The sequence below is a fragment of the Nocardia callitridis genome (genome assembly GCF_039543305.1).
Lineage (GTDB): Bacteria > Actinomycetota > Actinomycetes > Mycobacteriales > Mycobacteriaceae > Nocardia > Nocardia callitridis.
Genome location: NZ_BAABJM010000008.1, coordinates 231,992 through 253,707, shown reverse-complemented (window position 1 = coordinate 253,707; position 21,716 = coordinate 231,992). Strand labels below are relative to the sequence as shown.

At 66.2% G+C, this 21,716-nt stretch carries 21 protein-coding genes and 1 tRNA gene; 12 read left to right on the top strand and 10 right to left on the bottom strand.

The genetic code is table 11. The features are described from left to right. Window position 1: 1 nt before the first annotated feature. Window positions 2-679: a response regulator transcription factor gene (locus ABEA50_RS28775; RefSeq protein WP_345499459.1), complete on the bottom strand. Its 678-nt coding sequence runs from the start codon at window positions 677-679 to the stop codon at window positions 2-4. Window positions 680-698: 19 nt separating this feature from the next. Then, window positions 699-1,247 (bottom strand): PH domain-containing protein, encoded by a 549-nt coding sequence (locus ABEA50_RS28770; RefSeq protein ID WP_345499457.1) that lies wholly within the window; start codon window positions 1,245-1,247, stop codon window positions 699-701. A 163-nt stretch (window positions 1,248-1,410) separates the two neighbouring features. Between ABEA50_RS28770 and ABEA50_RS28765 the strand changes: the two genes are divergently transcribed. Further along, a complete protein-coding gene (locus ABEA50_RS28765; protein WP_345499455.1) occupies window positions 1,411-2,364 on the top strand; it encodes an acyl-ACP desaturase in 954 nt (317 codons plus the stop codon). A gap of 18 nt (window positions 2,365-2,382) precedes the next feature. Here ABEA50_RS28765 and ABEA50_RS28760 read toward each other — a convergent pair whose 3' ends face one another. Continuing rightward, window positions 2,383-3,180 carry a biotin--[acetyl-CoA-carboxylase] ligase gene (locus tag ABEA50_RS28760; protein WP_425577733.1) on the bottom strand — a complete coding sequence of 266 codons (798 nt, stop codon included), beginning with the start codon at window positions 3,178-3,180 and terminating at the stop codon, window positions 2,383-2,385. A gap of 107 nt (window positions 3,181-3,287) precedes the next feature. Further along, window positions 3,288-3,503: a hypothetical protein gene (locus ABEA50_RS28755; RefSeq protein WP_345499454.1), complete on the bottom strand. Its 216-nt coding sequence runs from the start codon at window positions 3,501-3,503 to the stop codon at window positions 3,288-3,290. Window positions 3,504-3,764: 261 nt separating this feature from the next. Between ABEA50_RS28755 and ABEA50_RS28750 the strand changes: the two genes are divergently transcribed. The 3 genes from ABEA50_RS28750 to ABEA50_RS28740 all read left to right on the top strand — a co-directional run bounded on the left by ABEA50_RS28750 (window position 3,765) and on the right by ABEA50_RS28740 (window position 6,536). After that, window positions 3,765-5,405: an acyl-CoA carboxylase subunit beta gene (locus ABEA50_RS28750; protein WP_345499452.1), complete on the top strand. Its 1,641-nt coding sequence runs from the start codon at window positions 3,765-3,767 to the stop codon at window positions 5,403-5,405. A gap of 129 nt (window positions 5,406-5,534) precedes the next feature. Further along, window positions 5,535-5,894, top strand: coding sequence for an acyl-CoA carboxylase epsilon subunit (locus tag ABEA50_RS28745; RefSeq protein WP_345499451.1), 360 nt, complete (start codon window positions 5,535-5,537; stop codon window positions 5,892-5,894). 6 nt (window positions 5,895-5,900) lie between these two features. Next, window positions 5,901-6,536, top strand: coding sequence for a Maf family protein (locus ABEA50_RS28740; RefSeq protein ID WP_345499450.1), 636 nt, complete (start codon window positions 5,901-5,903; stop codon window positions 6,534-6,536). Here ABEA50_RS28740 and ABEA50_RS28735 read toward each other — a convergent pair. Beyond that, window positions 6,462-7,274: a helix-turn-helix transcriptional regulator gene (locus ABEA50_RS28735; RefSeq protein ID WP_345499449.1), complete on the bottom strand. Its 813-nt coding sequence runs from the start codon at window positions 7,272-7,274 to the stop codon at window positions 6,462-6,464. The genes ABEA50_RS28740 and ABEA50_RS28735 overlap by 75 nt on opposite strands. A 107-nt stretch (window positions 7,275-7,381) precedes the next feature. On the opposite strand from ABEA50_RS28735, the gene ABEA50_RS28730 reads away from it, so the two are divergent. From ABEA50_RS28730 to ABEA50_RS28720, 3 genes are all read left to right on the top strand, one after another. Further along, entirely contained in the window at window positions 7,382-8,290 is a 909-nt protein-coding gene (locus ABEA50_RS28730) for a sulfurtransferase (protein ID WP_345499448.1), read from the top strand. A gap of 196 nt (window positions 8,291-8,486) precedes the next feature. After that, a complete protein-coding gene (locus ABEA50_RS28725) occupies window positions 8,487-10,280 on the top strand; it encodes an acetyl/propionyl/methylcrotonyl-CoA carboxylase subunit alpha (protein WP_345499447.1) in 1,794 nt (597 codons plus the stop codon). A gap of 129 nt (window positions 10,281-10,409) precedes the next feature. Next, the gene (locus ABEA50_RS28720) at window positions 10,410-11,390 is read left to right on the top strand and encodes a patatin-like phospholipase family protein (RefSeq protein ID WP_345499445.1); all 981 of its coding nucleotides are present in this window, start codon (window positions 10,410-10,412) and stop codon (window positions 11,388-11,390) included. Window positions 11,391-11,453: 63 nt separating this feature from the next. On the opposite strand, the gene ABEA50_RS28715 is transcribed toward ABEA50_RS28720, so the two are convergent. Next, complete coding sequence (locus ABEA50_RS28715) at window positions 11,454-12,770, bottom strand: serine/threonine-protein kinase (RefSeq protein WP_345499443.1); 1,317 nt, start codon at window positions 12,768-12,770, stop codon at window positions 11,454-11,456. 550 nt (window positions 12,771-13,320) lie between these two features. Between ABEA50_RS28715 and ABEA50_RS28710 the strand changes: the two genes are divergently transcribed. Beyond that, window positions 13,321-14,634: a fatty acid desaturase family protein gene (locus ABEA50_RS28710; protein WP_345499442.1), complete on the top strand. Its 1,314-nt coding sequence runs from the start codon at window positions 13,321-13,323 to the stop codon at window positions 14,632-14,634. Between the two features lie 127 nt (window positions 14,635-14,761). On the opposite strand, the gene ABEA50_RS28705 is transcribed toward ABEA50_RS28710, so the two are convergent. Further along, a complete protein-coding gene (locus ABEA50_RS28705; RefSeq protein WP_345499441.1) occupies window positions 14,762-16,102 on the bottom strand; it encodes a serine/threonine-protein kinase in 1,341 nt (446 codons plus the stop codon). 29 nt (window positions 16,103-16,131) lie between these two features. On the opposite strand from ABEA50_RS28705, the gene ABEA50_RS28700 reads away from it, so the two are divergent. After that, window positions 16,132-16,515: a DUF1707 SHOCT-like domain-containing protein gene (locus ABEA50_RS28700; RefSeq protein WP_345499440.1), complete on the top strand. Its 384-nt coding sequence runs from the start codon at window positions 16,132-16,134 to the stop codon at window positions 16,513-16,515. A 5-nt stretch (window positions 16,516-16,520) separates the two neighbouring features. Beyond that, window positions 16,521-16,859 carry a hypothetical protein gene (locus ABEA50_RS28695; protein ID WP_345499439.1) on the top strand — a complete coding sequence of 113 codons (339 nt, stop codon included), beginning with the start codon at window positions 16,521-16,523 and terminating at the stop codon, window positions 16,857-16,859. Window positions 16,860-16,999: 140 nt separating this feature from the next. On the opposite strand, the gene lat is transcribed toward ABEA50_RS28695, so the two are convergent. Then, entirely contained in the window at window positions 17,000-18,334 is a 1,335-nt protein-coding gene (lat, locus tag ABEA50_RS28690; protein ID WP_345499438.1) for an L-lysine 6-transaminase, read from the bottom strand. 64 nt (window positions 18,335-18,398) lie between these two features. After that, window positions 18,399-18,851 (bottom strand): Lrp/AsnC family transcriptional regulator, encoded by a 453-nt coding sequence (locus tag ABEA50_RS28685; RefSeq protein ID WP_345499437.1) that lies wholly within the window; start codon window positions 18,849-18,851, stop codon window positions 18,399-18,401. 112 nt (window positions 18,852-18,963) lie between these two features. On the opposite strand from ABEA50_RS28685, the gene amaB reads away from it, so the two are divergent. Further along, window positions 18,964-20,565, top strand: coding sequence for an L-piperidine-6-carboxylate dehydrogenase (amaB, locus tag ABEA50_RS28680; RefSeq protein WP_425577732.1), 1,602 nt, complete (start codon window positions 18,964-18,966; stop codon window positions 20,563-20,565). A 63-nt stretch (window positions 20,566-20,628) separates the two neighbouring features. Next, window positions 20,629-20,702, top strand: a tRNA-Met gene (locus ABEA50_RS28675). 380 nt (window positions 20,703-21,082) lie between these two features. Here the strand turns inward: ABEA50_RS28675 and ABEA50_RS28670 are convergent. Continuing rightward, the gene (locus ABEA50_RS28670; RefSeq protein WP_345499434.1) at window positions 21,083-21,715 is read right to left on the bottom strand and encodes a nitroreductase family protein; all 633 of its coding nucleotides are present in this window, start codon (window positions 21,713-21,715) and stop codon (window positions 21,083-21,085) included. Window position 21,716 lies beyond the last annotated feature (1 nt).

Below are 21,716 nucleotides of genomic sequence, written 5' to 3'. Positions count from 1 at the left end.
GTCAGTCGGTGTTCAGCCGAAAGCCGACACCGCGCACCGTGACGATGCGTCGCTCGGCCATCGGACCCTCGTCGCCGATCTTCCTGCGCAACCAGGACATGTGCATGTCGAGCGTCTTGGAACCACGCAGTTCGGCGTCGCCCCACACCTCGCGCAGGATGGTCTCGCGCCCCACCACCTGACCCGCCCGATCGATGAGCACCTTCAGCAGTTCGTATTCCTTGTTGGCCAAGCCGATCTCGACCCCGTTGACCAGCACCCTGCGTGCGGCGGGCTCCAACCGGATACCACCGACCTCGACCACGTCGTCACCGATTCCGCTGCGACGCAGCAACGCTCGCACCCTGGCGAGCAATTCCGCGAGCCGGAACGGTTTACCCACGTAGTCGTCGGCGCCCGCGTCGAGCCCGACGACGAAGTCCACCTCGTCGGTGCGCGCGGTCAGCATGAGCACCGCGATGTCGGCGCCGCGCGCCCGAACCTGACGGCACACCTCCAGCCCGTCCATCCCCGGCAGGCCGAGATCGAGAATCAGCAGATCGTGGTCGCCCTCCAGCGCCGTGCGCAACACCGAGGGACCGAACTGTTCGACGGTCACCGTGTATCCCTCGCGCCCGAGCGCGCGCGACAACGGCGCGGCGATGGCCTCGTCGTCCTCGGCCAGCAGTACGGCTGTCATACGGCCAGATTACGGGTGTTCACCGGTAATCGCGCTGCTGGTCGCGCGGGCCGTCGCGGAGCCCACTGCCCTGTGCGATGTCGAAAACCTGGTGGTAGAGCAGCGCGTGCACCTTCTGCACGTTGGGGATGTCGTCGTATTCCAGTGGTTCGGTGGACGAGGATTCGATCACCAGCGTTCCGGTACCGAGCATCCGGTCGAACAGACCGTGGCGGAACTGGACACTGGAGACCCGACTCATCGGAATATCGATCCCGCTGTGGGTGATCACGCCCTCGCGGACCAGCACCCTGCGGTCGGTAATGATGAAATGCGTTGTCTTCCAACTGATAATCGGTGCGACGCAACGCCAGCCGACGATCACCAACCACGCGGCGAGCACCACGAGCAGCAGCACCGACCGGGTGGTGTCCTCGGTCGCCTTGCGCCAGATCAACCCCCCGAGAAAGCCGGCGACCGCGGTCGCGACGATCAACGTCACGATCGGTACGAACAGCATTTTCCAATGCGGATGACGATGGAGTACCAGCTGCTCCTCCGGCGCCAGGACGTCCTCCGGATAACCCATGCGAGAACCCTACCGTGCGAGGATGTCCCGACGCCGACGACGCCGCCGCCTTTCCCGGCGTTACGCTCGTACCCGCACTCCGTTGCGAAACAAGCTCAGCTCGACCGCGCATAGCTCTGTCTTTAATGACGTCGCCCCGATCCATATGACCGTGGAGGAACGCGTGACCAAAGCACTGACGCAGTTGGAGATACTGACCGAACTCGAGCCCGTGGCCGAGCAGACACTCAATCGGCATCTGTCGATGGCCAAGGAGTGGCACCCCCACGACTACGTGCCGTGGAACGAGGGCCGCAATTTCGCCGCGATGGGCGGCAAGGACTGGGAGCCCGAGCAGTCGCGGTTGAGTGAGGTCGCCAAGGTCGCGATGGTCACCAACCTGTTGACCGAGGACAACCTGCCCTCCTATCACCGGGAGATCGCCGAGAACTTCTCCCAGGACGGCGTGTGGGGCACCTGGGTCGGGCGCTGGACCGCGGAGGAGAACCGTCACGGCATCGCGATCCGCGACTACCTCGTGGTCACCCGAGGCGTCGACCCGGTCGCTTTGGAGCAGGCCAGGATGATCCACATGACCAACGGCGCCCAGTCACCCGAGGACTGGGGCGGGTTCCTGGAGAACGTGGCGTATGTGACCTTCCAGGAGCTGGCTACCCGTGTCTCGCATCGCAATACGGGCAAGGTCTGCGAGGACCCGGTCGCGGATCGGCTCTTGCAGCGCATCGCGACCGACGAGAACCTGCACATGATCTTCTACCGGACGCTGTGCGGCGCGGGTTTGGATCTGGTACCCGATCAGGCCATGGAGTCGATCACCAGGATTCTCACCAACTTCGTGATGCCCGGCGCCGGGATGCCCAATTTCCGGCGCAACGGTGTGATCATGGCCAAGCACGGCATCTACGACCTGCGCCAGCACCTCGACGACGTGGTGAACCCGGTGCTCAAGCACTGGAACATCTTCGAGCGCAACGATTTCGGCCCCGAGGGCGAGAAGGCGCGCGACGAACTCGCCGCGTTCGTCGACAAGCTGGCCGTCGACGTCGTCAAGTTCGAGGAGCAGCGCGACCGTCTGCTGGCCAGGCAAGCCGCGAAGGGGCAGCTGCAGAGCACCTGATCCGTCGGCGTGACGCCGCTACGTGGCGGGACGCAGATGGGTGACGTCGCCAGCCGAGAGCGCGTGCTCGCCGACGAGTAACCGCCCGGCCTGGTCGACATCGTCGGCAATACCCGTGATCGACTGTCCGCCAGGCAATTCGGCGCGCACTCGCATGCCGATAGTGGCGCAGCGGGCGCGGTAGGCCGCGGCGAGTTCGGTACTCGCCCAGCCGGTGTCACGCCACGCGGTGAAGTGCCGCGTGAATTCGCCGAGCAGCGACTCGACGATCAGTGTCCGATCGGCCACCTTCTCGTTTGCCATGACGAGCGAAATAGCGTGTGGAACAGGGAGTTCGAATTCGGTCAGGCTCACATTCACCCCGACGCCGATCACCACGACCGGGTCCGAGCCACTCACGGCAACCTCGGCGAGAATGCCGGCGACCTTACGACCGTCGATCAGAACATCGTTGGGCCACTTCAGTTTCGCGTCGACACCGGCGCTCGCACGCAGCGCGTCGACCACCGCGACGCCGGTGAGCAACGGCAGCCAGCCGAGTGCCTCCGGTGCGATGCCGGGCAAACGCACCAGCATCGACATGGAGATCTGTGCCCGCGGCGGACTCACCCAGGTACGAGCGTGCCGACCACGACCCTGCTCCTGCGCCTCCGACAGCAGTACGGCGTGATCTATGCCCGGGTCGGCGGCACGCGCGATCAGGTCCGCGTTGGTCGAACCGGTCGACTCGACCACGTCCAACTCCGTGAACAGCGACCGAGGGGACTCGAGCAGATTCCGGCGCAATCGCACGACATCCAGGGGTTCTCGTTGCACACGGGGAACGCTACTGCGCGGCGCAGCGGACGAATCGCTCGGCCGCGAACCGCGGCCGTGTCGACCGGCGCGTCGGGTCGATTGCCGACCCGGCGCCGCCGATCCGACTAACCGGCGAGGCCGTAGTGCATACCCGGCGGGCGCCACGCGGAATGCTCGCCTAGCGTGGCACCCGCCTCGGCATCGAGACCGGCTTCGTCATGATCAACCGCCGCACGGTCGACACGAATGACCGGTTCGGTGCTGAATTCGGCTTCGGCGATGGTCGGTCCGGGTTCGCCGGCCCCACGAGTCCACGCGGTCGCCGCGGCCCGCTCCGCCACAACTCTGCTCCACTCCCACATTTCGCCAACCCCCGCCGCGATCCACTCGGAAAAGCCCGAGGTACTCGAAAAACCAATGCTCCGAGGCTATCCGGGCGACCTGGAGTCGCGATACTCATTTTCCGCCAGAAAACCGCGCCGACCTGGCAAGAAATGCCAACCACAACCCCACCCACCTGCGGTTTCCCCACCACGGGCATACCGATCGGTACACCCCGCTCGGTTCGAACGATACGGTGGCACTCGTTACACTGCGGACTTATGACGAGTGTCCAGCAGCAGTCCGCGCAACCTCCGGCGGATTCCCCCGATATCCACACCACCGCCGGGAAGCTGGCTGATCTGCGGAATCGGCTGGAAGAGGCACAACACCCGATGGGTGAGGCCGCGGTCGACAAGGTGCACGCCAAGGGCAAGCTCACCGCCCGCGAACGCATTCTGGCGCTGCTGGACGAGGGCTCGTTCGTCGAACTCGACGCCCTGGCCCGCCACCGCAGCGTCAACTTCGGGTTGGAGCAGAACCGCCCGCTCGGCGACGGTGTCGTCACCGGCTACGGCACGGTCGACGGCCGCGATGTCTGCATCTTCAGCCAGGACGTCACCGTCTTCGGCGGCAGCCTCGGCGAGGTGTACGGCGAGAAGATCGTCAAGGTGATGGACCTGGCGCTCAAAACAGGTCGCCCGCTGGTCGGCATCAACGAGGGCGCGGGCGCGCGGATCCAGGAAGGCGTTGTCTCGCTCGGCCTCTACGGCGAGATCTTCCACCGCAATATCCAGGCCTCCGGCGTCATCCCGCAGATCTCGCTGATCATGGGCCCGGCCGCGGGCGGGCACGTGTACTCCCCCGCGCTCACCGACTTCGTGGTGATGGTCGATCAGACCAGCCAGATGTTCGTCACCGGACCCGACGTGATCAAGACTGTCACCGGCGAGGACGTCACCATGGAGGACCTCGGCGGTGCGCACACGCACATGGTCAAGTCCGGTGTCGCGCACTACGTCGCCTCGGGCGAGCAGGACGCGCTGGACTACGTCAAAGACCTGCTCTCGTACCTGCCGAGCAACAACCGCGCCGAGGCGCCGCGCTACCCGGCCACCGACCCCGTCGACGGCGCCATCGAGGACTCGCTCACCGAGGAAGACCTCGAACTGGACTCGCTGATCCCGGATTCCCCGAACCAGCCCTATGACATGCACGAGGTGATTCGCCGGCTGCTCGATGACGACGAATTCCTGGAGGTGCAGGCCGAGCGCGCGATGAACATCATCGTCGGCTTCGGCCGCATCGACGGCCGCAGCGTGGGCATCGTGGCCAACCAGCCCACCCAGTTCGCCGGCTGCCTCGATATCGACGCCTCGGAGAAGGCGGCCAGGTTCGTGCGCACCTGCGACGCGTTCAACGTCCCGATCATCACCCTGGTCGACGTTCCCGGCTTCCTGCCCGGCACCGCCCAGGAATTCAACGGCATCATCCGGCGCGGCGCGAAGCTGCTCTACGCCTACGGCGAGGCCACTGTGGGCAAAATCACGATCATCACCCGCAAGGCCTACGGCGGCGCCTACGACGTCATGGGTTCCAAGCACATGGGTGCCGATGTGAACCTGGCGTGGCCCACCGCCCAGATCGCCGTGATGGGTGCTTCCGGCGCGGTCGGATTCGTCTACCGCAAGCAACTCAAGGAAGCCGAGCAGACCGGCGGTGACGTCGATGCGCTGCGGCTCGAGTTGCAGCACGAGTACGAGGACACGCTCGTGAATCCGTATGTGGCGGCCGAGCGCGGTTACGTCGACGCGGTGGTTCCGCCGTCGCACACCCGCGGTCAGATCGTGTCCGCGCTGCGACTGCTGGAACGCAAAATGGTGACCCTCCCGCCGAAGAAGCACGGCAACATCCCGCTCTGATCGAGCGATAGGCTCGGTAGCGAGCGCACACTGGATGTGCGGACACGCTGATCCGGACCAGACATATCGAATAGGGAACACGCCTGACACGGGGCAAACCCGGTCGAGGCAAAGAGAGGATCTGGCACTGTGACGACCGTGGCAGAACAAGAGGTGTTGAGCGCAGTCGAACTGGATCTCACAGTCGACCCGGGCACCGAGGGCCAAGACAACGCCGACGCCGCCGCGAAGGCAGACGATTCCGCCGCCTCGTCGACGACGACCGCCACCGCGGCCGACGGCACGGAATTGTTCCGGGTCGTCAAGGGCGCACCGACCGATGTGGATCTCGCGGCCCTGGTTGCCGTGCTGACCGCTGCGGCCAATACCGCCCCGGCGCAGGCACCGTCCGGCCCGCCGGACATGTGGGGCGCTCCGACGCTGTTGCACCGCACCGCTTCGCCGTTCTCGCCCTACGCCTTTCCACACCTGTCCCACCAGCGCGACTGACGGCGCGTGACCCGACTGGTACTCGCGTCCGCGTCACCGGCCCGTCGACAGGTCCTTCGGTCGGCGGGCATCGAGCCGATCGTTCGGGTTTCCGACGTGGACGAGGACGCGGTGGCGGCGGCGCTGCCACCGGCTTCGGCCGCATCCGTCGTTGTCGTCGAATTGGCGAAGGCCAAGGCGGCGACGGTGGCCGCGACGATCCCGGAGTTGGCCGCCGATTGCGTTGTCGTCGGCTGTGATTCGATGCTGCTCATCGACGGGGTGTTGCAAGGCAAGCCACACACCCCCGAGGTGGCGCGTGCCCGGTGGGGCGCGATGGCCGGTCGCAGCGCCGATCTGTTGACCGGGCACTGCGTACTTCGGTTGCGCGACGGTCGGATTCACGGCGAAGCCGCCGAGTGCAGCAGCACCACGGTGCATTTCGCCAAGCCGGAACCCGACGAACTCGACGCCTACATCGCCACCGGTGAACCCTTGGCCGTGGCAGGGGCGTTCACCCTGGACGGACTCGGCGGCTGGTTCGTCGACCGCATCGAGGGCGACCCTTCCAGCGTTATCGGAATCGGGTTACCACTGCTGCGCCGACTGCTTGCCGATGTGGGCGTCGGTATTACGCAGCTGTGGGGCGACCCGGCCCGCTGACGGCACCATCAGCGGCTCGGCGCTGTCCGACGCCGTCGAGACAGCCATCGCCGCGGTGGCATCCGTCGACTCGGTGTCTGCCACGTCGGCCATCCGACCCGTCACGGCGAACAGCTCGAGCTGTGCCACCGAGAGTTCCGGTTCCAGGAACGGGTCGAGGCGTGCTTCGACCAGACCACGTCCGCCACTGCGCTCCAGCACCTCGGTAATGAGCCCGAGGTGCACGCCGCACACCACCTCGGGGTGGGTGCGCGCGAGCTCGCGCAGCGGGCATGCGGTGAGCCGGATCAACACCCGCTCCTCCGTGGTGCCCGCGGGGTCGCGTTCGGGAGCGAAGCCTAGTTCCGACAGCAGCGTCATCGTGACGTCCTTGGCGTCGGCCAGCGAGGCGACCCGGTGCTCGCCCACGTCGATACTGGCGCCCCATGCCCGTCCCGCGGCCACGGAGGCCTCGGATCGACGCCGCGGGTCGGCACCGAGTTGGTCGGCGAGCACCTGAGCCAGTTCGAGGTAGCCGATCGATCGCTGCACCGCGCTGTACCCGATGCGTGGGCGCCCGCGACCGCGCGGCGGCTGTTGGAACTGCCGTACCAGCGAATCGCGGGTGAGCACATCGAGGTGAAACCGCACCGTGGTGACGTGCTGTCCGGTGACGCGAGCCAACTCCTGGGCATCCAACGGCTCACTCGCGCCACGTAGGATCGCGAGCAGTCGTCGTCGCGGCCAAGAATCGGACATAGCTCACCCCTCCTCCCGGGAGACTTTATCGGATATTGGTGCGATTTAATCGGCCATTGCACCGAAACCGCAGTTGTCACCATCCACCTCGCGTGAAGGACCACATCGTGCCCGTCGCTCCGGACCCGCATCCCGCATTCGGTTCCTACGCACACCCTCACCGACTGGTAACCACGCAGTGGCTGTCGGCGAACATCGGGGCCAAGGGACTCAAGGTCATCGAGTCCAACGAAGATACTTTGCTCTACGCCGTCGGACATGTCCCCGGCGCCATCCGAATCGATTGGCGGGGAGATCTGAACGATCCGGTCACCCGCGACTACGTCGACGGCGCCGGATTCACCGCATTGATGCGCGCCAAAGGAATCGAACGTGACGATACCGTGGTGATCTACGGAGACCGTGGCAACGCGCAGGCCGCGCACACATTATGGGTTTTCACCCTGTTCGGTCACGAAGACGTTCGACTGCTCGACGGCGGCCGCGACGCCTGGATCTCCGAGTCACGCGAGACCACTTTCGATCCGCCGCACCTGATCACGAGCGATTATCCCGAAGTCACCCGCGACGACCGGGCCGCGCGTGCGTTCCGGGAAGAGGTACTGCACCGGCTCGGCCGCCCACTGCTGGATGTGCGCTCACCGGAGGAATACACAGGGGACTCGGTCCGACTCACCAGTTATTCACAAGACACGGCGTTGCGTGACGGCCATATTCCTACGGCACTGAACATTCCGTGGACCGAGGCTTCCGGCAGCAACGGCCGTTTCCACTCGCGCGCCGATCTGGACGAGAACTACGCGAAGGCCACCGACGACCTGGTCGTGTACAGCAGGATCGGCGAGCGATCCAGTCATACCTGGTTCGTATTGACGTATTTGCTCGGATACGCCGGGGTTCGCAATTACGACGGATCGTGGACCGAATGGGGAAACTCGGTGCGAATGCCCATTGCCAAGGGGTCTGAACCGGGCGAAACACCGTCGCGCGCACAGTCCGGGACCCCGAGTGCGTAGCCCACCACGGCATTCGGCATTATCAGAAGCGATTGTGGCCCACGTCCTACCGCACGGTAGGAGTAGCCGAGTTCGGCGGTTGTTGGCAGAATGCCTACACTCGCCCGAGACGTAAGTTGCCGACCAGGGACCGGAGTCTGCCGAAGCGCACCCCCAATCCCCGCGAAGCGACCAAGATTTGCACACAGGAGGCTCAGTGCCCAGCCATGCCAGCGCACGGATAACGAAGGTACTCGTAGCTAACCGAGGCGAGATCGCCGTGCGCGTGATCCGGGCGGCCAAAGACGCGGGAATCGGTAGCGTCGCGGTCTACGCGGAACCGGATGCCGATGCCCCCTTCGTGAAGCTCGCCGACGAGGCGTTCGCCCTCGGCGGGCAGACCTCCGCCGAGTCCTACCTCGTTTTCGAGAAGGTTCTCGACGCCGCGGCCAAGTCCGGCGCCGACGCCATCCACCCCGGCTACGGATTCCTCTCGGAGAACGCTGATTTCGCGCAGGCCGTGCTCGACGCGGGACTGATCTGGATCGGCCCCTCGCCGCAGTCCATCCGCGATCTCGGTGACAAGGTCACCGCACGCCACATCGCCGAGCGCGCCAAGGCGCCGATGGCCGCCGGAACCAAAGACCCGGTGAAGAACGCCGACGAGGTCGTCGCCTTCGCCAAGGAGTACGGGGTTCCGGTCGCGATCAAGGCCGCCTTCGGTGGTGGCGGACGCGGCATGAAGGTCGCGCACTCCATCGAGGAGATCCCCGAACTGTTCGAATCGGCTACCCGCGAGGCGGTCGCCGCGTTCGGTCGCGGCGAATGCTTCGTCGAGCAGTACCTCGACAAGGCCCGCCACGTCGAGGCACAGGTCATCGCCGACACACACGGCAACGTCGTGGTCGCCGGCACCCGCGACTGCTCGTTGCAGCGACGGTTCCAGAAGCTGGTCGAGGAGGCGCCCGCGCCGTTCCTCACCGACGATCAGCGCGCGCGAATCCACGCCTCCGCCAAGGCCATCTGCAAGGAGGCCGGTTACTACGGCGCGGGCACCGTGGAGTACCTGGTGCAGGGCGATACCGTGTCGTTCCTCGAGGTGAACACCCGCCTGCAGGTCGAGCACCCCGTCACCGAGGAGACCTCGGGAATCGACCTGGTGCGCCAGCAGTTCCGCATCGCCAACGGCGACGCGCTGACGATCACCGAAGACCCCACCCCGCGCGGACACTCCTTCGAGTTCCGCATCAACGGCGAGGACGCCGGGCGCGGCTTCCTGCCCGCCCCAGGCCCCGTCACGGTGTACAAGGAGCCGACGGGCCCCGGTGTGCGCGTCGACTCCGGTGTCGTGGCGGGCAGCGTCATCGGCGGACAGTTCGACTCGATGCTCGCCAAGCTCATCGTCACCGGCGAGAACCGCACCCAGGCGCTGGAACGCGCCCGGCGCGCACTGGCCGAGTTCGAGGTCGAGGGCCTCGCCACGGTCATTCCGTTCCACCGCGCGGTCATCGAAGACCCCGCGTTCGTCGGCAACGACGAGGGATTCGACGTCTACACCCGGTGGATCGAAAACGAATGGAACAACACCGTCGAGCCCTTCACCGCGACCGGCACGGCCGATGACGACGATGACGGCCTGCCGAGGCAGAACGTCGTCGTCGAGGTCGGTGGGCGACGCGTCGAGGTGTCGCTGCCCGGCCAGTTCTCCCTGGGTGGCTCGGCGAGCAACGGCGCGGGCGTGATCCGCAAGAAGCCCAAGCCGCGCAAGCGTGGCGGCACCGGCGCAGGCGCCGCCTCCGGTGATTCGGTGACCGCGCCGATGCAGGGAACCGTCGTCAAGGTCGCCGTGGAGGAAGGGCAGTCGGTCGAGGCCGGCGACCTGATCGCGGTGCTGGAGGCCATGAAGATGGAAAACCCCGTCAACGCGCACAAGGCGGGCGTCGTCACCGGCCTCGCGGTCGCGGCGGGCGCGGCGATCACGCAGGGCACGGTGCTGGCGGAGATCAAGTAGCAGATCGGTCGAGTGCGTGTCCGAACTTCGCCGGTCGGGCACGAACTCGAGTAGAACAGCTGGCGAAAAGACCACCTCGGAGCGGGCGCGGACGGATGTCAACGCCCGCTCTGTCGTATCGTGAGCCGGGTGAGTAGTTCGACCGTCCCCACCGTCGCCGAGGTGGTCCGCGCTCGTCGGGTCGCCGGGAACCGGGAGGACGGGCGTCGGCTCGTCCTCGTCATCGAAGGCGGTGGCAGTCGAGGCGCCTACTCCAGCGGCATGGTGACGGCACTGGAGGAGCTCGGTCTCGCGACCGTCTTCGACGCTGTATACGGCACCTCGGCGGGCGCGATCAACGGCGCGTGGCTGCTGAGCGGGCGAGCTGTTCCCGGCATGCGGTCGTGGACCGACCCGATCATCATGCGACGCGCCATCGACCCGGCCAGGATGCTGCGTGGTCGTCCCGCCTTCGACCTGCGATACCTGGTGCATCAGGTGTACGACGGGATCGAGCCGATGGACTTCCCGGCGATCCTGGCCAATCCCACCACGTTCCACCCCATCGCCACCGATACCCGCACCGGGCTCGCGGTCGACCTGCACCCGTACATCGTGGACAAGCCGACGCTGCTGCTCGCGCTACGCGCCTCGGCCGGCCTGCCTGTCCTAGCGGGGCCGCCGGTAACCCTGGGTGGCGCACAATACTTCGACGGCGGCCTCACCGAGACCGTCCCGATCCGTACCGCGTTCGCCGCGGGCGCGACCCACGCCGTTGTCCTGCGCACCCGCCGCACCGACGAGCAGCGTCCCCCCGCCTCGCGTCTACACCGAGTCGTCGGCGGTGGATATCTGCGTGCGGTGGCGCCCGGCGCGCATCGCGCCTGGCTGGAACGGCCTCGGCAGCAGGACATCGAGGATCGCGCGCTCGCCGCCCTCGGCGATACCGCCTTGCAGATTCATCCGCCGATCGGCTCCCCCGATGTCGACAGCGCCTCGCGCGACACCGCACTGCTGGGCAACGCGCTCGAGATCGGCCGCACGGCCGTGCATTCCGTCCTCGCTCCCGTGCTGGACAGCGGTGTACCGGGCGAGGTGGATCGCGCGACGCCTACCGATGCGGTGGGGTAGTTCGCTCGCCGTTCGAACTATGACACGAAGAGCGAGTCCGCTCGGCAACGCCTGATTCCGGCGTCACAAACCCGGAATCCGCGATATCGGGTTATTCGGTATCGCAGGAGGTTTGGGTAGGTCGGCGGGGACACCCACGGTGCCGCCGGTGGCGACCACCACGGCCGCGCACCCGCCGATCAAAAGCAATGGCACGAGGCACAGCACAAGCACCCAACGGATCAGCCTGCCTGTTCGGCTCCGCTTGCGCGCTCGACTGGCCGCGCAATAGCGTTGCTTCGCAGCAGCTTTCCCGGGAAACACGCTTCGGCCGCGTATCGGGGGGCGCGGAGGTGGTGGGTACGGCACCGGCGCGGACCCTCCCGCCCAACCACTCGGCGGTACCGCCACGGAAGGTCGATGCCCTTGCGGCACAGCAGGGCCGGGGCTCATCCGGACCGGCGGTTCGGCGAGACGGGTGGCGACGAGGGTCGGTTTGGGGCCTGGCTCCGGCAGGAGCTTGGTCGGTTTCGGCGCTACCGCACGTGCTCGCACGGTCGCGATCGGTCGAGCAGGCGGCGCCACGATTTCGACTCCTGCCGCGTCCCTGGCCGACGCCGTGAAATCGGCTGCGGTGGAATACCTTTCCTCCGGGTTCTTGGCCATTCCACGGGCGATCACCGCATCCAAGCCGCCAGGAACCTTCGGGTTGACAGCGCGGGCGCGTGGCGGGGCGGTCATCAGGTGGGCGTGCATCTGTTGCGCGGGGTCGGTGTCACCGTATGGCCTTGCACCGGTGAGGCATTCGTAGAGCACACACGCCAGTGAGTACACATCCGACCGCGCGTCCGCCGTTCCCGCGAACCGCTCCGGTGCCATGTACGCCATCGTGCCGATAGCCAAACCCGTAGTGGTGGAGGTGGATCGACCGAAGCCGTGCGCGATGCCGAAGTCGATCAGAAAGGTGAACCCGCTGGGATTCACCACGATATTGGACGGCTTGACGTCGCGGTGCACCAATCCGGCCCGGTGTGCGGTGTCCAGCGCCTCGGCGACCTGACCGAGAATGCCCACCGCGACAGCGGGTGGCATGGGGCCGTGCGCGGCCAGTGTGCTCGCGAGATCCTCGCCCTCGATGTACTCCATATCGATGAACAGCCGACCGTCGAGCTCGCCGAATCGGTGTACGCCGGGAATATGCGGATTGCGCAGGCGCGAGACCACCTCGGCTTCGCGTTCGAAACGCTTGCGATACCGTGCGTCGGCCGCCAATTCGGTCGGCAGCAGCTTCAGTGCCACCCAGTGCGCCGCCTCGACGTCGTGGGCCAACCACACCTGCCCCATCCCGCCCTTGCCGAGCAAACGCTCCAGCAGGTAGCCCCCGGACCGCACCTCCCCCATCGCGAACCTCCAGTCACCAGCGACCTGTGCGGGCAGCGTACCGCGCCGTTCGCCCCGGCAGCGATGTGTGGTTCGCGACAACGCGCGAATACGCCGTGGTCAGCAGCTCGGCCCCGGCCGATCGTCGGGGAGACGACCCGGAGCGGACGCACACCGGTCGGCGACAATGGGACACAAGTGGGGCACGCCACAGATGATCTTGTGCGGCAATCGAATTCGAGGCGGTGACTTTCTTCCCGCTCCTGGTGAATCGCACCACTGACGCTACGTTCGTGTCGTTCCATTCGTCGCGCCCGCCCCGAAAAACGGTCGCGCGGGTAGGCATCCAGCAGGAGAAACCGGCCGGCTCGGTACCCGCGGCGAACGGTGCGGGTACCGAGCCGACCCGTGGTGCGACCGAGCAGGTAGCACCACGAAGTCACCGCGGGAGTGCCGCGACGCGGGCGCGCCGCGACGACGAGTTCACCAGTCGGCGTCACGGTATCCGAACCGATGGAACATCCCGGACAAACGTCGCCGGTCACCTCCGGCGGGATGGGCAGGAACGTCGGTGGCTATCACGGACATTGGGGCATACGCCCACCTCACCGCGGAAGACATCGAGGCGCTCGGGGGTGAGCTCGATCAGATCCGCACGGACATCACGCAATCGCTCGGACAGCGCGACGCCGACTACATTCGGCGCGTCATCAGGCTGCACCGCGGGCTCGAGGTGAGCGCGCGCCTGTTGTTGTCGGCCGCGCGATACCGCGTGCCGCGCACCCTCGGCACACTGCTGTTGGCCGCCGCCAAATCCATCGAGATGATGGAGCTGGGCCACAACATCAGCCACGGGCAATGGGATTGGATGAACGATCCCGAGATCCACTCCACCAGCTGGGAGTGGGATTTCCTCGGGCCGTCCTCGCACTGGAAGCGCTCGCACAACCACGTTCACCACGCCTACACCAACGTATTCGGGATGGACGAGGACCTGGGTTTCGCTGTCCTGCGGATGACGCGTGACGAGCAGTGGCGCCCGATTCACCTGCTGCAACCGGTGCTGAATGTGCTGATCGCCGCCTCCTTCGAGATCAGCATCGCGATACACGACTTGGCACTCGAACGGCGCCATCTCGGCCTCCGGCGCGGCCAGGTGCGGTCCGAACCCAACATCGCGCTCGCACGCAAGGTCGTCGGCCAGGTCGGCAAGGACTTCGTGCTGTTCCCGCTGTTGAGCGGACGGGGTTTCCGGCAGACGCTCGCCGCGAACGCCGTAGCGCTGCTGCTCCGCAATATCTGGTCGTATCTCGTGATCATGTGCGGTCACTTCCCCGATGGCGCAGAGAAATTCACCACCGAGCAACTGGAAGGGGAAACGCGGGGCGAGTGGTATCTACGGCAACTGTTGGGGACCACGAACTTCACCGCTGGCCCGGTACTCGCGCTGATGAGCGGCAATCTTTGCTACCAAATCGAGCACCATCTGTTCCCCGACCTGCCGAGCAACCGCTACCCCGAGATCGCCGAACGGGTCAGGGCGCTGTGCGACAAGTACGACCTGCCCTACACGACCGGTTCCCTGCCCGATCAATTCTGGCTGGCCTATCGCACCGTGTGGAAGCTGGCGCTTCCTGACCGGTTCCTGCGCGACACAGCCGATGATGCCGCGGAGACCCGATCCGAACGCAAGTTTCTCGGAGTTGCGCTGACGACCAGTGGGCGACCGATCGGGCCGTCGACCGACCCGGTCACCAGCGCACGGCGTGGGCTTCGCACGGCTTTGGCCGCGGCCGAATCGTCCGGACGACGGGCTGATCGCGTGCGGCGACGGTGGATTCGGGAATGGGCCCGGCCGCGAAGTCCGCACCGGGCCGACCAGTAGGTTCTGCCGGGAAGAGGGTGCTGCTGGTGCTCGGCGTGCCGCGTGCTCGGGGCCGACCGCGGCCGGGGTAAGCAATGGACGTCCGGGCTATTCGCGGCGCAGTCGGCGCGCGGTCGAGCGGACGTTGTCACCGACCGCCACCGCCCTCCACGTGACCGCGATGATGCTCGCCGTGCGCGGAACTGTCCTGCTGGGGGCCCGGCGCCGCCGGGGACAGGCCGGGGTGCGGCGCGAGAACCCAGTTGGCACTGTGGTCGGCGGCGGCGACACAGACCAAGGGGGTGCCATCGACAGCGAAGGCTTCGGTGTCGGCCACCGGATCGCAGGGGTGGCCGACGGTGGGTACCGCCACGAGTTCGGCGGAAGCGGGTGGGGACTCTGGCGGCAGGATCCCCGGCGCCTCGGTGGTGGGGGTCGTGGTGATCGCCATCGATGCCGAATGCGTGTCGAAATGATCGGGGCGCCCCCACCAGACAGCGCCGACGGCCAACAGCATCAGGGCGGCGATCGCGAGCACAGCGGATCTGGTCTCGCGTCGAGACCGAACGACCTCGGGTCGGGTGACCGGACGCAGCGTCCCCAGCGAACGCAGCGGTGTCGCGGGTTCCTGCGCGGTGACCACCGGCGTACAGCGATGCCGTGCCGCCTGGCCTCGGTGTTGCTCGCTCATCGCGCGCTTGGCCGCGGACGCGAAGGCACCGACGCTCGGCCACCGCTGCTGCGGGTGCTTGGCCATGCCACGCGCGATCACGGCGTCGAGCGCGGCGGGCACCTCGGGGCACACCAGCGCGGCTCTCGGCGGCTCGGCGGTCAGATGTGCGCGCAGTTGTTGCGCCGAACCGGTTCGACCGAAAGGACGCCGTGCGGTGAGGCATTCGTAGAGAACACACGCCAGCGAGTATTGATCGGAACGGTCGTCCACCTCGCCGTCGAATCGCTCCGGCGCCATGTATTCCAAAGTCCCGATGACATTCCCGCTGGCGGTGATCGCGGGCTGGTCGGGGCGGTGGGCGGTGCCGAAGTCGATGAGGTGCACGAACCCATCCGAGCCGACCATGATGTTCGACGGCTTCACGTCGCGGTGGACGAGTCCCGCACGATGCACGGCATCCAGCGCGACCGCCGTCTGCCATATGACCTCCACCGCGCGTTCCGGCGCCATCGGCCCCTCGGCACGCAGCAGTGCACCGACGGTGGCGCCTTCGATGAACTCCATCGCCAGGTATAGGCGCCCGTCGAGCTCACCGAAACCGTGCACTTCGGCGACATGTGGTCCGCGCACCTGGGCGGCGAAGCGCGCCTCACGCGCGAACCGTTCGCGGAAATTCACGTCGAACGAACCCGTGGCCAGTATCTTCAGCGCGACGTCACGGTTGCCCGAGGTGTCGCGCGCCAGCCATACCTGCCCCGTACCGCCACTACCGAGCAGCCGGTCGAGGCGATAGTGGCCGAACCACTGCTCGCCCATGTCCAAAACCTCCCGCTAGCCTCATGCTTATGGAGGATCTACCCGAAATCCGCATCGGTACCGCCGAACGCGAAGAAGCGATGCAGCGGCTCTCCGATCATTTCGCAGCAGGGCGCCTCACCGTCGCGGAATTCGATGACCGAAGTGGATCGATCGCGGCGGCGGTGTATCGCGGCGATCTCGCGAAAGTGTTCCTCGACCTGCCCGAACCGGCAACTACCGCCGTCACCGCCGCAAAACCGGCTGAGCCGACGAAATCCGACGACGGTTCGCGCACCGATTGGCCGGAGCGCTTGATCGCCGTAATCCCGATCATCGCGCTCATCCTGTTCTTCGTCACCCACACCTGGTTGTGGTTTCTGTTGATCCCGCTGGCGGGGGCCCTCTTCGTCAACAAGCGTCGAGGAGAGTGATACGGATGGAACCGATCGAGATCAACGCGGGTGCCTGGTACCTGCGTGCCCTGCGCGCCGACGAGCGCATCGATGACCGCCCCGCCCTCGCCGCGGGTGGCATCACCAACCCTGACCACGTCGCCGATCGCACGGCGGGCTGGACCGAGGAAACCCGGTTCTCCTGGGCAGTATGCGAACCGACCACCGCCGAACTGGTCGCCGAGGTCACGGTCACGCCCGCCGGAGATGGCAGCGCTGAGCTCGACGGTTGGTCGCGCGACGGATACGCCGAGGCGTTGACGGTCGCGCTGGGCAGCGTCCGGCGGTTCACCGAAGGTGCGCTCGAGTTGCGGGTGCGTTGACGGCCCCTGTCGCAGCAGCTAGGGGCGCTCTTCACGGATGGCGCTTACGTCCTCCCTCGCACGCACCCACTCGGCGGTGGGAGTGTCGCGATTTTCCGGCCGACCAACGCCGTCGCGGCGAAGGAACCGGATTCACCTGGTTATTCGAGGTCCGACAGCACGCGGTCGAGCGCATCGACAGTGGCGTTCAGCTCGGTTTCGCTCACGATCAGCGGTGGACGGAATCTGATACCGCGCTCACCGGAGCCCACGATCAGGACATGTTCGCGCTCGAGCATCGTGGTCAACACTTCCTCACGCAGCGCCGACGACGAGATCGTGATCGCGCACATGAGTCCTCTGCCGCGCGGCTCGCTGACACTCGGGTGCCGCGCGGCCAGTTCGGTGAGCCGTTCCAGCAGATGCGCGCCGAGGGGGCGGGATCCCGCGATGAGGTCGTCGGCCTCCAGCACCTCCAGGATCCGTCTGGTGCGCACCATGTCGGTGAGGTTGCCGCCCCAGGTGGAATTGAGGCGGGATCCGACGACGAAGACGTTGTCGGGCACCTCGTCGACGCGCCCACCGGCCATCACACCGCACACCTGGGTGCGTTTGCCGAACGCGACAACGTCGGGTTCCAAGCCCAATTGTTGGTAGGCCCAGGTGCTTCCGGTCATGCCGACACCGGTCTGTACCTCGTCGAGAATGAACAGTGCGTCGTTCTCGTGACACAGCCGCTGCATGGCGCGCAAGAATTCGGGGCGCAGATGCCGGTCGCCACCTTCGCCCTGGATCGGTTCGGCAATGAAACACACTATGTGGTGCGGCTTTTCGTCGAAGGCGCGGCGCGCTTGCTCCAGCGCTCGCGCTTCGGCCTCGTCGATGTCGAATGCCTCGGTCAGGTAGGGCGTTTCGATGCGCGGCCAGTCGAATCGCGGGAATCGGGCGATCTTGTTCGGGTCGGTATTGGTGAGCGACATGGTGTAGCCGCTACGTCCGTGGAAAGCGCCGGTGAGGTGCAGCACCGAGGTGGCGAGTTCTGCTGGGCGCCCGTGTGATTCGTTGTGCCTACTCTTCCAGTCGAACGCGATCTTGAGCGCGTTCTCGACGGCGAGTGCGCCGCCGTCGATGAAGAACAGGTGCGGCAGTCGGGGGTCGCCGAGGACGCGCGCGAAAGTGTCGACGAATCGGGCGAATTCGACGGTGTAGATATCGGAGTTGCTCGGCTTGTTCAGCGCGACGTCGGCCAATTCGGCACGGAATTCCTGGTCGTCGGCTAGGGCGGGATGGTTCATGCCCAGTGCGCTGGAGGCGAAGAAGCCGAACATGTCGAGGTAGGAGCTGCCGTCGCGTTCGTCGATCAGACGGCAGCCGCGGGAACGTCGAAGGTCGAGGACGAGATCGAATCCGTCGGCGAGCAGATGCGCCGACAACGTCGCGTGGACCCGCGCGGCGGAAGTGACCGCGGGGCGGGTGCCTTCCAGTTCGATGGTCACACCCCGAGCATACGGAAATATTTCCGCCGCAAATCAGAATTACAGGATTAATTACATCGTTACGTTACCTGTCATAGAATGTCTGCAAAATGATGGTGCTTCGGGTCCTGACGTTGGCGGTCGTCCTGATCTCTTGCAGCAACTGTTCGAGATGCCGGGGCGAGGCCACCCGAACCAGCAGCATGTAGCTCTCGTCGCCCGCGACCGAATGGCACGCCTCGATGCCGGGGACGTTCTGCAGGACGGCGGGCGCGTCATCGGGTTGTGAAGGGTCGAGAGGAGTGATCGCGACGAATGCCGAGAGCAGCTGACCGAGTGCTTCCGGGTCGACGTGCGCGGTGTAGCCGCGGATCACGCCGCGCGCCTCCAGCCGCCGAACTCGCGATTGCACCGCGGACACCGAAAGGCTGGCTTTCTCAGCCAGATTCGAGAGGGTGGCCCGTCCGTCACCCATCAGTTCACGAATCAGTAGGCGATCGATGTCGTCGAGTGCGGGTCTTGCCGGTGTTTCCGCCATCAGCGAAGGCTAACTCAGACAACCCACCTCGCGCCTCGCTCAGCACCCTCCCCTTCCCGACATATGAGACAACCATTTCGCGATACGACCGAAAGGTAGGGCTGAACTCCTCATGACAGACGTACTCGACGATCGATCCACCGGGAGTCCGACCGAGCGAGCGGCAAACGTATTGCGCCGCCTCGGCGTTCAGCCGCAAGCTCTCGGCGTCCAGCCGCAAGCTCTCGGCGTTCAGCCGCAAACGAGCAGCAGCCCACCCACGGAGGAGGGCTCACGGACCGAGCTCTCCGCGCATACCCCGATCACCGGCGAGCGCCTGTTGACCGTACCGGCCAGCACCGCCGAGGACGTCGACGCGGCAATCGACAGGGCCGCAACGGCATTCCGCGACTGGCGCACCGTTCCAGCGCCCGCACGCGGCGCGGTGGTGCGCAGACTGGCCGAACTGCTCACCGCGCACAAGCGTGACCTCGGCGAACTGGTGACCTTGGAGGCGGGCAAGATTCCTGCCGAGGCCGAGGGCGAAGTGCAAGAGATGATCGATATCTGCGAGTTCGCCGTCGGGCTCTCGCGCCAGCTCTACGGGCGCACCATGCCTTCGGAGCGGCCAGGTCATCGACTGATGGAGACCTGGCATCCGCTGGGCGTGGTCGGGGTGATCTCGGCGTTCAATTTCCCGGTTGCGGTGTGGTCGTGGAACACGGCGGTCGCATTGGTGTGTGGTGACACCGTCGTATGGAAGCCGTCGGAGCAAACACCGCTCACCGCGCTCGCCTGCCATACCTTGCTGCGCAAAGCCGCTGTCGAGTCCGGCGTGGATCCCGAAGTGCACCAACTGGTTCAAGGCTCGGCCGAGGTCGGCGCTCGGCTGGTGGACGACGAGCGCGTCGCATTGGTCAGCGCGACCGGTTCGGTGCCGATGGGCCGAACCGTCGCGCCTCGGGTCGCCGCACGGTTCGGTCGTTGCCTGCTGGAATTGGGTGGCAACAACGGCGCCGTCGTCACCCCCAGCGCCGACCTGGAATTGACCGCACGTGCCGTCGTGTTCTCCGCCGCGGGCACCGCGGGACAGCGTTGTACTACCTTGCGGCGGCTGATCGTGCACGAAGACGTGGTCGACGCGCTGGTCGAACGCCTGGAAAAGGCGTATCGGCAACTGCGGGTTGGCAATCCGTTCGACGAAGGAGTACTGGTCGGCCCACTGATCAACAACCGCGCCTACACGGCGATGGGGGCCGCACTCGCCCAGGCTGGCGTCGACGGCGGCGAATTGGTGTGCGGCGGTGAGCGAATCGAGGGATTCGGCGACGAGGCGTACTACGTGCGCCCGGCCATCGTCCGCATGCCCGCCCAGACGGCGGTGGTGCGCACGGAGACCTTCGCGCCGATCCTCTACGTGCTCACCTACACCGACTTCGACACCGCGATCGCCCTGCACAACGAAGTGCCCCAGGGACTTTCGTCCGCGATCTTCACCACCGACCAACGTGCGGCCGAGCGCTTCCTGGCCGCGTCGGGTTCGGACTGCGGTATCGCGAACGTCAATATCGGGACCTCGGGCGCGGAGATCGGCGGCGCGTTCGGCGGCGAGAAGCAGACCGGCGGCGGCCGCGAATCCGGCTCCGACTCCTGGAAGGCCTACATGCGCCGAGCAACCAACACGATCAATTTTTCCGACGAACTCCCCCTCGCCCAAGGCATCGAGTTCGGCTGAAATATCCTCCTGACCACCCGATTCGGTTCTGCGCGCACATGTGTGTAGTGTTGGTCTTACCGACGCGGGGTGGAGCAGCTCGGTAGCTCGCTGGGCTCATAACCCAGAGGTCGCAGGTTCAAATCCTGTCCCCGCTACAAACGAGAACGGCTCGGAACACACAGTTCCGGGCCGTTTTCTTATTTGCCGCAGAAGAGCGCGAAATCAACCAGCGACGGCCGACGCCCGCCACAGCTCGACCCGAGTAGGCAAGGTGGGTTGATCATGGACCGGGCGAGCTCTTTGCTCGCGACTCGGTTCATGAATTCCCTTGGTTCCGAGATTCTTTCGAGGCGTTCAGCGCTCGGGGCGTCTGTGCCGTCAGGCTCCGGTGAAGTCGAGGGTGTCAGCGCATTCTCATCGTATAGGTCGAATATTGCCAGCCACCTCGGACAGCTCGTGCGGGCGGCAGGCGCAGGTGACGGCGACCTCGCGGGGGGCATCGAGCGTATTGGCGCGGAGTCGGTCGCCTGGACCGTCATGATGACACGACCGGCTGTTCGGTCGCGCCCCACCGGTTGTAATAGGTGATCTCCGCCAGCGGCGGTCGGGGGGCCGGATGGAACTTGTCCGTGGTGGTGTAGCCGATGGCGAGCATGGCGACCTGGGTGACGTCGTCGGGGATGCCGAGGATTCGGGCGGTGTCCGACTCGTGTTCGCCGAGGTGGTAGCCGATGATGGTGCTGCCGAGGCCGCGGGCGCGTAATGCCAGTTGCAAGCTCCATACTGCCGGGTAGGCCGAGCCGTAGAAGGCGGTTTGTGTCGCGTTGTCGCCGCCAGGTCGGCCGTGCATGCACGCGATGACGTAGACGGGGATGCGTTCCAGTACGGCGAGCAAGTGGCGTCCCGAGGCCAATGTGCGTGGCGAAACCAGGTGGCCGTACTCGGCTTGGGACTTTTCTCCGCCGGCTCGGATGAGGTGTGCCAGTTGCTCTTTCGTCTCCTGGTCCGTGACGACCAGCCACCGGAAGCTCTCGACGAAGGCGCCGGCGAACGGTGCCTGCTGTGCCGTACGCAGACATTCGGCCAGCAGTTCCGGTTCGACCGGACGATCCAGGTCCAGCTTGCGTCGAACAGAGCGGGTGGTTGTCAGCAAGGTGTCGATGTTCAAG